Origin of the sequence: Homoserinibacter sp. YIM 151385, from assembly GCF_027912415.1 — a bacterium.
Taxonomy (GTDB): Bacteria; Actinomycetota; Actinomycetes; order Actinomycetales; family Microbacteriaceae; genus Schumannella.
The window spans coordinates 535251-549049 of sequence record NZ_CP115175.1; the positions used below are offsets into that span (position 1 = coordinate 535251).

Here is a 13799-nt window from a genome sequence, read left to right on the forward strand (position 1 = left end):
CCCGGCATCGCGTCCGGGGCCGGATCTAGAATTCGAGGATGCGCGATCCCGACGGCCTGTACGACCTCAGCACGATGGTCGATCTCGTGCCCGAGGGCCTCCCGCTCGTCGCGGGGCTCACGGGCTTCGCGGACGCGGGCTCCGCCGTGAGCCGCGTGAGCGACTTCCTCCTCGAGCGCCTCGAGTCGAGCGAGGTCGCCGTCTTCGACGCCGACGCGCTCCTCGACTACCGCGCCCGGCGCCCGACGATGTACTTCGATCAGGACCACCTCTCGGAGTACCGGCCCGCGACGCTGTCCCTCCGGCTCATGAAGGACGACCTCGGCCAGCCCTTCCTGCTGCTGACGGGATTCGAGCCCGACTTCCAGTGGGAGCGGTTCACGGCGGCGGTGCTCCAGCTCGTCGCGCGGTACCGCGTCCGCTCCACGACCTGGGTCCACGCCATCCCCATGCCGACGCCGCACACGCGGCCCATCGGCGTGACGGTGAGCGGCAACCGCGCCGAGCTCATCGAGAGCATGTCGGTGTGGAAGCCGCAGACGCAGGTGCCCTCGAACGCGCTGCACCTCGTCGAGTACCGGCTGCAGGAGATCGGGCACCCCATCGCGGGCTTCGTGCTGCTGATCCCGCACTACCTCGCCGACACGGAGTACCCCATGGCCGCCGTCGCGGCCCTCGAGTCGATCACGGCGGCGACCGGGCTCATCTTCCCGACCGAGTCGCTCCGCGAGGAGAACCGCGAGTTCCTCGCGAAGGTCGACGACCAGGTGCAGTCGAATCAGGAGCTGCAGCGGCTCGTCGGCACGCTCGAGGAGCGACACGACACCTACATGGAGGACAACCCGCTGCCGTCCCCGCTCGCGGACGTCGACGGCGAGCTGCCCTCGGCGGATGCGATCGCGGCCGAGCTCGAGCGCTTCCTCGCGAACCGGCCGCGCGACGAGGACCGCTGAGCGGCGAGGGCCACCGAGCCGCGAGTCGGGGCGAGCCTGATCCGACAGGCGCCGGGTAGCCTCGGGGGAGTGAACAGCGCGCGCTCCTGGGTGGTCTTCTCGGCCGCGGTGCTCGCCTACCTCATCGGCGTCACCCAGCGCACCTCCTTCGGCGTCGCGGGCGTGGATGCGACGGAGCGCTTCGGCGTGACGGCGGCGGCCCTCTCGACGGTCGCGGTCGTCCAGATCGTCGTCTACGCCGGCCTGCAGATCCCGGTCGGGATGCTCGTCGACCGGCTCGGGCCGAAGACCCTCATCATGGCGGGCGCCGCCATCATGGCCGCGGGCCAGGTGCTGCTCGCGTTCTCCGAGCACCTCGCCCTCGCGCTCGCGGCGCGCGTCCTCGTCGGCATCGGCGACGCGCTCACCTTCGTGTCGGTCATCCGACTGCTGCCGACCTGGTTCCGCGGGCGGATCCTGCCGCAGCTCTCCCAATGGGTGGGCGTGCTCGGGCAGCTCGGGCAGCTGCTGGCGGCCTTCCCCTTCGCCCTGCTCCTCCACAGCGCGGGCTGGCGCCCCGCGTTCCTCGTGGCGAGCTCCGTCTCGATCCTCGCGGTCGTGGTCGTCGCGCTGCTCGTGCGGCGCGGCGAGGCGCCCCCGCTCACGGGTCCCGTGCCGACGACCGGCGTCGTGGCCCGCCTGCGGGCGAGCCTGGCGAGGCCGGGAACGCAGCTGGGCTTCTGGGTGCACATGCTCGCGGGTGCTCCCGCGACCGTGCTCGCCATCATGTGGGGCGCGCCCTTCCTCACCGCGGGCCTCGGCTACCCGCTGCCGCAGGCGGCGTCCGTCCTCTCGCTGCTCGTGCTCGGCGGACTCATCGCGGGACCCCCCATCGGCTACCTCGCGGCGCGGTTCCCGAACCGCCGCTCGAACCTGGTCCTCGCCGTGATGTCGATCCTCTTCGCCGTGTGGCTCGCGGTGATGCTCTGGCCCGGCCAGCCGCCCCTGTGGCTCGTGGCGGCCATGTTCGTCACCGCGGGCGCCGGCGGCCCGGGATCGCTCGTCGGCTTCGACGTGGCCCGCACCTTCAACCCGTCGCACGCGCTCGGCTCGGCCTCCGGCATCGTCAACTCCGGGGGATTCATCGCGGGATTCGCCGGCATGCTGGGGATCGGGCTCGTGCTCGACGTCCTCGACGCGCAGCGGCGCGCGGCGGGGCTCCCCGCGGACCTCTACGCGCTCGAGTCCTTCCGCGTCGCGATGCTCGTGCCGGTGGGCATCGCGGGGCTCGCGCTCCTCGGGATGCTGGTCGCCCGGCGCCGCACCCGACGGCGCATGCGCGACGAGCAGGGAATAGCGATCGCCCCCCTCTGGGTTGCACTGTATGTCCGGTTCCGCCGTCGCGGCGGACCGGCCGCATGACGCGAGCGAGTCTCGACGTGTGCGACAATTGAGGATCGAGACCCGGTCTTGACCCCTCCGGCGCGGTTCGCCCGCACCGGAACGCCGCATCCGGCACTGCCCACCAGCAGCGCCGCGGAACGGCAGGGGCCTTGACACGGGTCTACGTACTGCCCAGAAGCACCCGGGAAGGGGTCTCATGGCTACGCGAAAGACGGCCGCACAGGAGGACGCGCGCGGCACGGCGACGAGCGCCGCCGCCGCCGCATCCACCACGAAGTCCGCGCCGGCGTCCAAGTCCGCCGCCGCGAAGACGAGCAGCGCGAAGACCGCCGCGAAGAAGACGGCCGACACCCCGGCCGCGAAGAAGGCGACCGCGTCGAAGAAGGCCACCGCGGCGAAGAAGCCGTCGGCGTCCGCCTCCCCGCGCGGCTCGAAGTCCGCCAAGGCGTCGAAGGACGGCGAGGACGAGGAGGAGGACGTCGTCGAGGACGAGGGCGACGACACCCCGGGCGACGACACCGACTCCGGCGACGACGAGGGCGCCGAGAACGGCGACTCCGAGGACGGCGCCGCGAAGCCGGAGGCCGCGGGCGACGAGCCCCTCCCGACCGGCGCGCTCCGCCTCACGATGGGCGACGACGAGGACGAGGTCCCCATCTACTCGGCCGCCATCACCGGCGCGACCGCGGACCCGGTCAAGGACTACCTCAAGCAGATCGGCAAGGTCGCGCTCCTCAACGCCGCGGAGGAGGTCGAGCTCGCGATGCGCATCGAGGCCGGTCTCTTCGCGGAGGAGAAGCTCTCCTCGATGAGCGAGAGCGAGAAGCGCAGCCAGCTCGGCCGCGAGCTCAACTGGGTCGCCCGCGACGGACAGCGCGCGAAGAGCCACCTGCTCGGCGCGAACCTCCGTCTCGTCGTCTCGCTGGCGAAGCGCTACACGGGTCGCGGCATGCAGTTCCTGGACCTCATCCAGGAGGGCAACCTCGGACTCATCCGCGCCGTGGAGAAGTTCGACTACACCAAGGGCTTCAAGTTCTCCACCTACGCGACGTGGTGGATCCGCCAGGCGATCACCCGCGCCATGGCCGACCAGGCGCGCACGATCCGCATCCCGGTCCACATGGTCGAGGTCATCAACAAGCTCGCGCGCGTCCAGCGCCAGATGCTCCAGGACCTGGGCCGCGAGCCCACGCCCGAGGAGCTCAGCCGCGAGCTCGACATGACGCCCGAGAAGGTCATCGAGGTCCAGAAGTACGGTCGCGAGCCCATCTCCCTCCACACGCCGCTCGGCGAGGACGGCGATTCGGAGTTCGGCGACCTCATCGAGGACACCGAGGCGGTCGTCCCGGCTGACGCGGTCGGCTTCACGATGCTGCAGAAGCAGCTCGAGTCGCTCCTCGACTCGCTCTCGGAGCGCGAGGCGGGCGTGATCCGCATGCGCTTCGGCCTCGGCGACGGGATGCCGAAGACGCTCGACCAGATCGGCGACACCTTCGGCGTGACGCGCGAGCGCATCCGCCAGATCGAGTCGAAGACGATGGCGAAGCTGCGGCATCCCTCGCGCTCGCAGTCGCTGCGCGACTACCTCGAGTAGGCCGGTGGGCCTGCGCTTCGCCCCCGCGATCCTGCTCGGCAGGCTCGCGCGGTTCGTAGCGCGCCTGCGCAAGCCCGGGGGCGGCTCGGCCGTCCCGGGGCTCGTCGTCAACCGCGTGGCGCCCGGCTTCCTGCCCGAGACGCTCTCCGGATTCCGCGACGGCCTCGTGGTGGTGAGCGGCTCGAGCGGCAAGTCGACGACGACGAAGATGCTCGTGACGATCCTCGAGGCGCACGGCCGCCGGGTCTTCACGAACCCCTCGACCGCGAACATCGCGCAGGGGCTCACCTCGGCGCTGCTCGAGCGGGTGTCGCTCTCGGGGCGCATCGACGCCGACCTCGCGGTGCTCGAGATGGACGAGGGGCACGGCGCGGCGATCGCGCCGCGGCTCCGCCCGCGTGTCGTGGTGCTCACGAACGTCATGACCGACCAGATCGATCGCTTCTTCGACTCGGAGCGGGTCCAGGGGATGCTGGGGCGCATCGCCGCACGAGCGAGCGAGCGGGTCGTGCTCAACGGGGACGACGCGATGCTCGCCGAGCTCGAGTTGCCGGGCGGCGTCGCCGTCGACCGCTTCGGGGTCTCCGCCGAGGTCCGCGACGCCTCCCCGCGCGGGCTCGGGCTCGCGCGCGAGACGGCGGAGCGCCTCGCATCCGGCGTCGTCGTCGAGTCGAGCACGGGACGCTCCGCGGTCGTCTCCCTCGACGGCTCGCGGGTCGAGCTCGCGCTGCCGGCGAAGGGCCTCCACTACGCCCTCGATGCCGCGGCGGCGCTCGCGAGCGCCCGCGGCATCCTCGGCGCCGACTTCGACGCGGGCACGGCGGCCGCGGCGATCTCGGGCATGACCGCCGTCTTCGCGCGGGGCGAGATCACGACGGTCCGCGGCCAGCAGGTCGAGTTCGTGCTCGTGCAGAACCCCGCGAGCTACCAGCTCAACGTCGACGCGCTCGACGAGGGGCTCGATCAGGTGCTCGTCGCCATGGGCTCCGACGTCCGCGATCCCGGCTACTTCTGGCCCGTCGACCCCGCGCGGATCGGCCGTGCGCGGATCGCGACGGGCGTCAAGGCGCACGAGTTCGCGCTGCACCTCGCCTATCACGGCGTCGAGGTGGATCGCGTCGAGCTCGATCTCGCACGCGCGGTCGACGACTTCCTCGCCCTGCCGGCACCCGAGCGCGGCGTAAAGACGATCATCTTCACCGCCGACTCGATGCGCCGCATCCGCAGCCACCTGGGGCTGGCCTCGTGACGCACCGGATCCTCAGCCTCTACCCCGAGCTCCTCGACGTGAACGGCGATGCGCAGAACGCCCTCGTCCTCGCTCAGCGCGCCCGCTGGTCGGGCGTCGACGCGGTCGTCCAGCCGCTCGCGCTCGGCGAGCCGGCTCCGGCCGCGCCCGCCGTGCTCGTGGTCGGATCCTCCGTCGACGCCGCGCTGCCGGCCCTCGCCGCCTCCCTCGCCGGGATCGGGGATGCGCTCCGCGGCTGGGTGTCGGACGGCGTGCCGATCCTCGCGGTCGGAACCGGCTTCGAGCTCCTCGCCGAGGCGATCGAGCCGGCGCCCGGGAGCCGCATTCGGGGATTCGGCCTGTTCGGCGGCATCGCGCGACCCCTGCCGTCGCGTGCGACCGACGACCTCGTGGTCGATGCCGCTGGATTCCGGCTCGCGGGCTTCGAGAACCACGCGCGCGGCATCGTCGGCTCCGAGGACGCGCCGCTCGGCCGGGTCGTGCACGGCACGGGCGACGGCGGAGGCCGGGAGGGCGCCCGTTCCGGCTCCGCGATCGGGACGCGGCTCCACGGCCCGGTCCTCGCGAAGAACCCGGGGCTGGCGGACGAGCTGCTCGCGGCGGCCGGGATCGCCGTGGATGCCGCTTCGCCGCGGATCGAGGCCGCCGACGCGCTCGCGCAGGGAGCCCGCGACCGCATCCTCGCCGCCGTCGGCCTCCGCGGCTGAGCCGGGCCACCCGACCGGGCGGCGCGGTCCGGACCACAGCAGTGGAGCCGCCCGCGATGATCGCGGGCGGCTCCTTCACGCTCTGGCTCTGCGGCCCTCGCCTAGTCCTCGACGACGGTGCGCGTGTCGTGGAGACGGCTCGACTCGTCGTGCCAGCTGAGCGCGGTCGGCGACAGCTTCTCCTTGAACTTCGCGCCGTGGTGGGCGCAGAAGAGGAGCTCACCCGACGACAGCGTCACCCGGACGTAGGCCTGGGCGCCGCAGCTGTCGCAGCGGTCGAAGGCGGTGAGGGCGGGCGAGTCGAGCTCGTCGACCGGGGCTGAGGTGATCTGCGACATTCGGTGCTCCTTCTCGCTCGAAGTGGTCCTCGTACGTGCTCCATGTAAGCACGAGCCGGTCCGGCTCGCCGGACGCGCGCGGTGCATTTCGCTCAACGCGTAGCCTGCTCGCCCCGGTCGTGCTCGGATGTGATTCGGCACCCGGGTGTCGGCCGGATGGGGACCCTGTCGATCACTAGACTCAACGGCGGCCTCGGCGGGGGCATTCCCGACCGGCCGCATGCAGATCCGAACCCCAGGAGCACCGAACACGTGGCGAACGACTACTCCGCACGGCACCTCTCCGTCCTCGAGGGGCTCGAGGCCGTCCGGAAGCGCCCCGGGATGTACATCGGCTCGACCGACTCGCGCGGCCTCATGCACTGCCTATGGGAGATCATCGACAACTCCGTCGATGAGGCCCTCGCCGGCCACGGTGCCGAGATCGAGGTCGTCCTTCACCCGGACCAGAGCGTCGAGGTGCGGGACCGCGCGCGCGGCATCCCGGTCGACGTCGAGCCCAAGACGGGGCTCACGGGTGTCGAGGTCGTCTTCACGAAGCTCCACGCCGGCGGCAAGTTCGGCTCCGGCTCCTACGCGGCCTCGGGCGGCCTGCACGGCGTCGGCGCCTCCGTCGTGAACGCCCTCTCGGAGCGGCTTGACGTCGAGGTCGACCGCGACGGGAAGACCTGGGCGATGTCGTTCCACCGCGGCGAGCCGGGCACCTTCGCGGACGAGGGCGCGCCGACACCCGACGCGCCCTTCACGCCCTTCGTCTCGGGGAGCGAGCTGCGCGTCGTCGGGAAGGTCGCGAAGGGCCGGACCGGCACGCGCATCCGGTACTGGGCCGATCGTCAGATCTTCACCAGAGGCGCCGAGTTCCAGTTCGAGGAGCTCCTCGGCCGCGCACGCCAGACCGCCTTCCTCGTGCCGGGCCTCGCGATCGACCTCGTCGACGAGCGGGCCGAGGAGCCGCAGCGCGAGCGCTTCCGCTACGACGGCGGCATCGCCGAGTTCGCCGAGTACCTCGCGCCGGATGCCGCGGTCACCGACACCTGGCGCATCCAGGGCACGGGGACCTACACCGAGACCGTGCCCGTACTCCAGGCGAACGGCCACATGGTCTCGACCGAGGTGCAGCGCGAGGCCGAGGTCGACCTGGCGCTGCGCTGGGGCACCGGCTACGAGACGGTCTTCCGCTCCTTCGTGAACATCATCGCGACCCCGAAGGGCGGCACCCACCAGGCCGGCTTCGAGGCGGGCCTGCTCCGCTTCATGCGCGCGGAGGCCGAGAAGAACGCCCGGCGCCTCAAGCTCGGCGGCGACAAGATCGAGAAGGACGACGTCCTCGCCGGCATGACCGCGGTGCTGACGGTCCGCATCCCCGAGCCGCAGTTCGAGGGTCAGACGAAGGAGATCCTCGGCACGCCCGCGATCCGCCAGATCGTCTCCTCGGTCGTCGCGAAGGCCATGTCCGAGCGCTTCGCGAGCACCAAGCGCGACGACAAGGCGCAGACGGGGCTCGTGCTCGAGAAGATCGTCGCCGAGATGAAGAGCCGGCTCTCGGCTCGCGCCCACAAGGACACGCAGCGCCGCAAGAACGCGCTCGAGTCCTCCTCGCTGCCCGCGAAGCTCGTCGACTGCCGCTCGAACGACGTCGCCGACACCGAGCTCTTCATCGTCGAGGGCGATTCCGCGCTCGGGACCGCGAAGCTCGCGCGCGACAGCGAGTTCCAGGCGCTGCTGCCGATCCGCGGCAAGATCCTCAACGTGCAGAAGGCCTCGATCGCCGACATGCTCTCGAACGCCGAGTGCGGCTCGATCATCCAGGTCGTCGGTGCGGGCTCGGGGCGCTCCTTCGAGATCGCGCAGGCCCGCTACGGCAAGGTCATCATCATGAGCGACGCCGACGTCGACGGCGCGCACATCCGCACGCTGCTCCTCACGCTCTTCTTCCGCTACATGCGCCCGATGATCGAGGAGGGGCGCGTCTTCGCGGCCGTCCCGCCGCTGCACCGGGTCGTCATCCAGAATCCGGGCTCGAAGCCGAACGAGATCGTCTACACCTATTCCGAGCAGGAGCTCCACGGCGTGCTCGCCTCCCTCCGGAAGTCGGGGCGCAAGTATCAGGACCCCATCCAGCGCTACAAGGGACTCGGCGAGATGGATGCGGACCAGCTCGCGGAGACGACGATGAGCCGCGAGCACCGCACCCTGCGCCGCGTCCGCATCGACGACGCCGAGAACGCCGCCCGCGTCTTCGAGCTCCTCATGGGCAACGAGGTCGCGCCCCGCAAGGAGTTCATCATCCAGGGCCAGGGGCTCGACGACATCCGCGTCGACGTCTGATCCCCGCCGCAGGGTGAGTTTCTCCGCATTCGCCGCGCGGATCCGCGCGGCGAATGCGGAGAAACCCACCCTGTGCTGGTGCGGGCCGAGCGAGCCCCGGCACCGCCCGACGCCGGGCTCCCGCGACTCCTAGCGGCTGCGGCCGATGCTGCCGACGGCGGCGTCCAGGTTCGAGCCCGAGCCGTCGCGCTTCGCACCGGACTCGGGGAGCGCGCGCTGCGACCCGTCGGAGCCGACCGCGAGCGCGGGACCGGGACCAGCCCACGCGAGGGAGAGCCCCACCTCGCCCTTGAGGAGCGCGTGCGCCCGGACCCCGCCGGTCGCCCGGCCCTTCGCGGGGAACTCCGCGAAGTCCGAGACCTTCGCGCGCCCGGGATCGACGCCCATGAGCGTCTCGCCCGAGGTCGAGATGGTCACGACGACCGCCCCCTCCGCCGACAGGCTGCCAAAGAAGACGACGGCGGCGTCCTTCGCGAGCGAGATGCCGGCCATGCCGCCGGCGGAGACCCCCTGGGGGCGCACGGACGCCGCGGGGAAGCGCAGCAGCTGCGCATTGGAGGTGGCGAAGACGAGCTCCTGGCCGTCCGGGCCGGGTGCGGCGCCGACGAGCTCGTCGCCGGGCTTCAGCGCGATCACCTCGAACTCGGGGCGGTTCGGCCAGGCGCCGGGGGCCACCCGCTTGACGACGCCCTGGCGCGTGCCGAGCGCGATCGGCACCTCCGAGGCGAGCGAGACGAGCGCGAGCACCCGCTCCTTCCGGTCGGCGAGGCCGAGGTAGTCGCGGATCCGCGCGCCCGCGCCGAGCTGGACCGAGTTGGTCGGCACGGCCGGCAGATCGACGGGCGAGAAGCGGATGAGGCGGCCGCGGTTCGTGACGGCGCCGAGCTCGCCGCGGGTCGTCGTGTCGACGCTCGCGAGGATGGCGTCGTGCCGGCTCCGTCGTGCGGGCGCGCCGGGACGCTCGGCGCCCTCCGGCAGATCCACCCGGACTGCGCGGCCGGTCGTCGAGAGGAGGACGATGCACGGCTGGTCGGCGATCTCGAGCGACATGGCGGCCGCCGCCTTCCGGGAGCCGGCCGCGGCGATCGAGGGCTTCGCATTCGTGAGGAGCGTGCGCCGCGGCGTCCCGAACCGCTCCGCGACCTCCTCCAGCTCCTCCGAGACGAGCGCGCGCAGCTTCGCGGGATCGCCGAGGAGCTCGAGCAGCGCCTCGATCTCGGCGCGCAGCCGGTCGCGCTCCGTCTCGAGCTCGATGCGGCTGAAGCGCGTGAGCCGGCGCAGCTGGAGGTCGAGGATGTACTCGGCCTGCACCTGGCTGAGGTCGAAGACGTCGATGAGGCGCGTGCGCGCCTGCGCGGTGTCGTCCGAGGACCGGATGACCTGGATGACCTCGTCGATGTCGAGGATCGCGATGAGCAGGCCCTCGACGAGGTGCAGGCGCTCGCGCCGCCGGTCGAGGCGGTACTGCGAACGGCGGGTGACGACCTGGATCCGGTGATCGAGGTAGACCCGGAGCATCTCGCGCAGGCCGAGCGTCTGCGGGCGCCCCTCGACGAGCGCGACGTTGTTGATGCCGAAGCCGTCCTCGAGCGGCGTGAGCCGGTAGAGCTGCTCGAGCACGGCATCCGGGCTGAAGCCCGTCTTGATGCCGATGACGAGCCGGAGGCCGTTCTTGCGGTCGGTGAGATCGGTGACGTCCGAGATCCCGTTGATCTTCTTCGACTGGACGCCGTCCTTGATCTTCTCGATGACGCGCTCGGGACCGACGAGGTAGGGCAGCTCGGTGACGACGAGCCCCGACTTGCGGGGCGTGATCTGCTCGACCGCGACCTTGGCGCGCGTCTTGAAGGTGCCGCGCCCGGTCTCGTAGGCGTCGCGGATGCCGTCGAGGCCGACGATCGTGCCGCCCGAGGGCAGATCGGGCCCGGGGACGAACTCCATGAGCTCGGCGACGCTCGCCTCGGGGTGCTCGAGGAGGTGACGCGCCGCCCCGACGACCTCGATGAGATTGTGCGGGGCCATGTTCGTCGCCATGCCGACCGCGATGCCGCTCGCCCCGTTGACGAGCAGGTTCGGGTAGGCGGCGGGCAGCACGGCCGGCTGCGTGAACTGGTTGTCGTAGTTGGGGACGAAGTCGACGACGTCCTCATCCAGCCCCTCGCACATCGCCAGGGCCGAGGCGTCGAGCCGCGCCTCCGTGTAGCGGGGCGCCGCGGGGCCGTCGTCGAGCGAGCCGAAGTTGCCGTGGCCGTCGACCAGCGGCACGCGCATCGTGAAGTCCTGGGCGAGACGGACGAGCGCGTCGTAGATCGCGGTGTCGCTGTGCGGGTGCAGCCGGCCCATCACGTCGCCGACGACTCTGGCCGACTTCACGTGGCCGCGGTCGGGTCGCAGGCCCATCTCGCTCATCTGGAACAGGATGCGTCGCTGGACGGGCTTGAGGCCGTCGCGGGCGTCCGGGAGGGCGCGCGAGTAGATGACGGAGTAGGCGTACTCGAGGAAGGAGCCCTGCATCTCGGCCGAGACGTCGACCTCCTCGATGCGCTCGCCAGCGGGCAGGTTCGCGGTGTCCGAGCCGGACGGCTTTCGTGGGGGAGTCATAAGATCGACGCCATGCTACCGGCGACCTCCACGCACCGGTTCAGCCTCGCGGACGTCATGCCGAATTGCCTCTCGGCGCTCTCCGGCGAGGCGGGGCCGCTCGGCCTCCCGCCGGTCGAGCACGCCGTCGTCCTGCTCGTCGACGGCCTCGGCGAGCGGCAGCTCCGGGAGCGCTCGGCGCACGCGAGGACGCTCGCCGGCGCCCTCGGGCCGCGCTCCGCGATCGGCTCGGGCTTCCCCACGACGACCGCCTCGGCGATCGCGACGCTGACGACCGGCGAGCGCCCCGGCCGTCACGGCCTCTTCGGCTACGAGGTGCTCGATCCGGCGCGCGACCGCGTCGTCAACCAGCTCAGCGGGTGGGATGCCGGGATGGCGCCCGAGCGCTGGCAGCCGGTCGCGACCGTCTTCGAGCGGGCGACGGCGCACGGCATCCGGGCGCTCGCGATCGGACCGGCGCGCTACGCCGACTCGGGGTTCACAAGGGCCGTGCTCCGAGGCGCCGAGTACCTGCCGGCCGCCTCGATCGCCGACCGCCTGGCCAGGGCGGCCGCGGCGATCCGGCGGCCGGGCCGCTCTCTCGTCTACGTCTACGTCCCGGAGCTCGACGTCATCGCGCATCGCGCGGGCGTCGACTCCGCCGAGTGGGTGGCCGCCCTCGAGGCGCTCGACGGCGAGGTGCGGCAGGGGCTCCACGCCTACGGGCCGGGTCGCGGTCTCCTCGTGACGGCCGATCACGGCATCCTCGACATCCCGGCCGAGGCGCAGATCGTGCTCGAGCCCGCGCTGTTGGAGGGGGTACGGCACGTCGCGGGGGAGCCGCGGGCGCTGCAGCTGCACCTCGAGGCCGGCGCGGATGCGGCGTCGCTCATGGCCCGGCTCGCGGCCCGCCTCGGGAAGCGCGCGTGGGTCGCGAGCCGCGAGGAGCTCGTCGCCTCGGGCGCACTCGGCGAGATCGACCGGGCGCTCCTGCCGCGGCTCGGCGAGGTGCTCGTGATCGCCAGGACCCGGATCGCGCTCTACGTCGACCCCGAGTCGCGGGGCCGGGGCATGATCGGCCAGCACGGCGCGCTGAGCCCCGAGGAGACCGCGGTGCCGCTGCTGCGGTTCGGGGCCTTCGCGTAGCGGCGCGTCAGTCCTCGTCCGAGCGCGCCCCGAAGACGATCTCGTCCCAGCTCGGCATCGACGCGCGCCCCTTGCGGCTGCGGCCGCTCATGCTCGTGACCGGGCTGCCGGGAGCCGCATCGCCCGCGGGCGGGGCCGCCGGCTCCTCGTCGCGCGGGTCGCCGAGGCCGTCGAGCGGGACGTCGACGAGTCGGATCGCCCCGGAGGGGTGCTCTGCGCGAGGGTCGTGATCCGCGAACTCCTCGGGGGTGGCGACCTCGCGCTCGCCACGGCGGCGTCGAAGCGCCTCGAGCAGGTCCGCGGTCTGGTTCATGTCCGCCTCGGTCTGGCGGCCGAAGGGGACCGGCTCGAGGAGCGGACCCGTCTCCGGGGTGTCGTCGACCGCGAAGGCGCCGCTGTCGAAGCGGCGCGACGCCTCCGACTCCGAGCTCGGCACGGCGCGGAGCCGGGGGATGAGGCTCTGCGGCATGTCGCCCTGCTGCGAGAGCTGGACCGCCTCCTGGTCGAGCGGCGACAGCGCTCGCTTGCGCGGCTCGAAGCTCCAGCGGGCGGAGCGCTCGACCGTCTCGGCGGTGAAGCCGAGCGCGACGACCCAGCCGCCCGCGGCCTCCTTCCAGGCCGACCATGACTCCTCGCTCGCGCCGGCGTCGGCCAGGCGCTGACGGATGACCGAGCCGAAGCTCGCGCCGTCGGCGGCGGGATCCGTGTCGCCCGCGGTGTGCACGCGCACGTTGAGCGCGGACTCGATGACGTACTCGCGCTCGGCCACGACGGGGCCCTCGAACCGCTGCACGTACTCCAGCGAGGCGCCGGTCACCTTGGCGACCTCCTCCGCCGACATGCCCGCGCGGATGTGCGCCTGCACCTCGCGCGGCGCGATGCGCTTCTCGCCGGCTGCGCTCGGGAGCGCCTGGCGCACCCGGTTCTGCAGCGTCTCGTCGACCGCGACGCGGTATCGCGCGCCGTCGCTCGACCCGAGCACGAGCGAGCCGTCCTCGATCCCGATGACCTTGAGCTCCTGCATGTCGACTCGACCTCCAGAGATTGCGGAATCCCGCGGTCAGGATGCCACGATCCGTCGCCGGAACCGGGGAATAACACGGGCGCGCCGCGAGTTCCAGATCGGGCGCACTGCACCTGTCGGAAACGGTTTGCGAATCGTTCCACGATCGTGCAGACTGTCGCCGCCGTCTCAGGCTGGACGGCGTTCCTCGTGAATGGATGGGCATGGCAACCGACTACGACGCACCGCGCAAGACCGACGAGGACACGGAGTCGATCCAGGCCCTGCAGGAGCGCGTCCCGGACAAGATGTCCGGTGTGGTCGACGTCGAGGACGCCGACAACCCGGGGAGCTACGAGCTCGCCGGCCAGGACCTCGCCGACGTCGATCTCGACGTCGTCGTCCTCCCGCCCCAGGCGGACGAGTTCACCTGCATGAACTGCTTCCTCGTGAAGCACCGCTCGCAGATCGACCACGAGTCCAAGCTCGGTCCGATCTGCCACGAGTGCGCGGCCTGA

At 72.1% G+C, this 13799-nt stretch carries 11 protein-coding genes; 8 read left to right on the forward strand and 3 right to left on the reverse strand.

Annotation, left to right across the window (positions count from 1 at the left end):
* Positions 1-38 precede the first annotated feature (38 nt).
* From OF852_RS02575 to OF852_RS02595, 5 genes are all read left to right on the forward strand, one after another.
* Complete coding sequence (locus OF852_RS02575; RefSeq protein ID WP_271120251.1) at positions 39-953, forward strand: proteasome assembly chaperone family protein; 915 nt, start codon at positions 39-41, stop codon at positions 951-953.
* A 69-nt stretch (positions 954-1022) separates the two neighbouring features.
* On the forward strand, positions 1023-2354 hold the full coding sequence (locus OF852_RS02580) for an MFS transporter (RefSeq protein ID WP_271120252.1): 1332 nt from the start codon (positions 1023-1025) through the stop codon (positions 2352-2354).
* Positions 2355-2532: 178 nt separating this feature from the next.
* Positions 2533-3930 carry an RNA polymerase sigma factor gene (locus OF852_RS02585; protein WP_271120253.1) on the forward strand — a complete coding sequence of 466 codons (1398 nt, stop codon included), beginning with the start codon at positions 2533-2535 and terminating at the stop codon, positions 3928-3930.
* Between the two features lie 4 nt (positions 3931-3934).
* Positions 3935-5179, forward strand: coding sequence for a Mur ligase family protein (locus OF852_RS02590; protein ID WP_271120254.1), 1245 nt, complete (start codon positions 3935-3937; stop codon positions 5177-5179).
* Positions 5176-5886, forward strand: coding sequence for a cobyric acid synthase (locus tag OF852_RS02595; RefSeq protein ID WP_271120255.1), 711 nt, complete (start codon positions 5176-5178; stop codon positions 5884-5886). The genes OF852_RS02590 and OF852_RS02595 overlap by 4 nt, the downstream gene beginning before the upstream one ends.
* A gap of 101 nt (positions 5887-5987) precedes the next feature.
* Here OF852_RS02595 and OF852_RS02600 read toward each other — a convergent pair whose 3' ends face one another.
* Entirely contained in the window at positions 5988-6224 is a 237-nt protein-coding gene (locus OF852_RS02600) for a DUF7455 domain-containing protein (protein ID WP_271120256.1), read from the reverse strand.
* A 252-nt stretch (positions 6225-6476) separates the two neighbouring features.
* Between OF852_RS02600 and OF852_RS02605 the strand changes: the two genes are divergently transcribed.
* Positions 6477-8552: a DNA gyrase/topoisomerase IV subunit B gene (locus OF852_RS02605; RefSeq protein ID WP_271120257.1), complete on the forward strand. Its 2076-nt coding sequence runs from the start codon at positions 6477-6479 to the stop codon at positions 8550-8552.
* A 129-nt stretch (positions 8553-8681) separates the two neighbouring features.
* Here the strand turns inward: OF852_RS02605 and OF852_RS02610 are convergent, their stop codons facing one another.
* The gene (locus tag OF852_RS02610) at positions 8682-11153 is read right to left on the reverse strand and encodes a DNA gyrase/topoisomerase IV subunit A (RefSeq protein ID WP_271120258.1); all 2472 of its coding nucleotides are present in this window, start codon (positions 11151-11153) and stop codon (positions 8682-8684) included.
* A 12-nt stretch (positions 11154-11165) separates the two neighbouring features.
* On the opposite strand from OF852_RS02610, the gene OF852_RS02615 reads away from it, so the two are divergent.
* On the forward strand, positions 11166-12278 hold the full coding sequence (locus OF852_RS02615; RefSeq protein ID WP_271120259.1) for an alkaline phosphatase family protein: 1113 nt from the start codon (positions 11166-11168) through the stop codon (positions 12276-12278).
* A 7-nt stretch (positions 12279-12285) separates the two neighbouring features.
* Here the strand turns inward: OF852_RS02615 and sepH are convergent, their stop codons facing one another.
* Positions 12286-13302 (reverse strand): septation protein SepH, encoded by a 1017-nt coding sequence (gene sepH, locus OF852_RS02620; protein WP_271120260.1) that lies wholly within the window; start codon positions 13300-13302, stop codon positions 12286-12288.
* A 203-nt stretch (positions 13303-13505) separates the two neighbouring features.
* Between sepH and OF852_RS02625 the strand changes: the two genes are divergently transcribed.
* Positions 13506-13799, forward strand: coding sequence for a DUF4193 domain-containing protein (locus OF852_RS02625; protein ID WP_271120261.1), 294 nt, complete (start codon positions 13506-13508; stop codon positions 13797-13799).

Excerpts from the sequence above, each read along its gene's own strand:
- OF852_RS02575 (WP_271120251.1), top strand. The coding sequence starts at position 39 with ATGCGCGATCCCGACGGCCTGTACGACCTCAGCACGATGGTCGATCTC.
- OF852_RS02585 (WP_271120253.1), top strand. The coding sequence starts at position 2,533 with ATGGCTACGCGAAAGACGGCCGCACAGGAGGACGCGCGCGGCACGGCG.
- OF852_RS02600 (WP_271120256.1), bottom strand. The coding sequence starts at position 6,224 with ATGTCGCAGATCACCTCAGCCCCGGTCGACGAGCTCGACTCGCCCGCC.
- OF852_RS02610 (WP_271120258.1), bottom strand. The coding sequence starts at position 11,153 with ATGACTCCCCCACGAAAGCCGTCCGGCTCGGACACCGCGAACCTGCCC.
- OF852_RS02615 (WP_271120259.1), top strand. The coding sequence starts at position 11,166 with ATGCTACCGGCGACCTCCACGCACCGGTTCAGCCTCGCGGACGTCATG.
- sepH (WP_271120260.1), bottom strand. The coding sequence starts at position 13,302 with ATGCAGGAGCTCAAGGTCATCGGGATCGAGGACGGCTCGCTCGTGCTC.
- OF852_RS02625 (WP_271120261.1), top strand. The coding sequence starts at position 13,506 with ATGGCAACCGACTACGACGCACCGCGCAAGACCGACGAGGACACGGAG.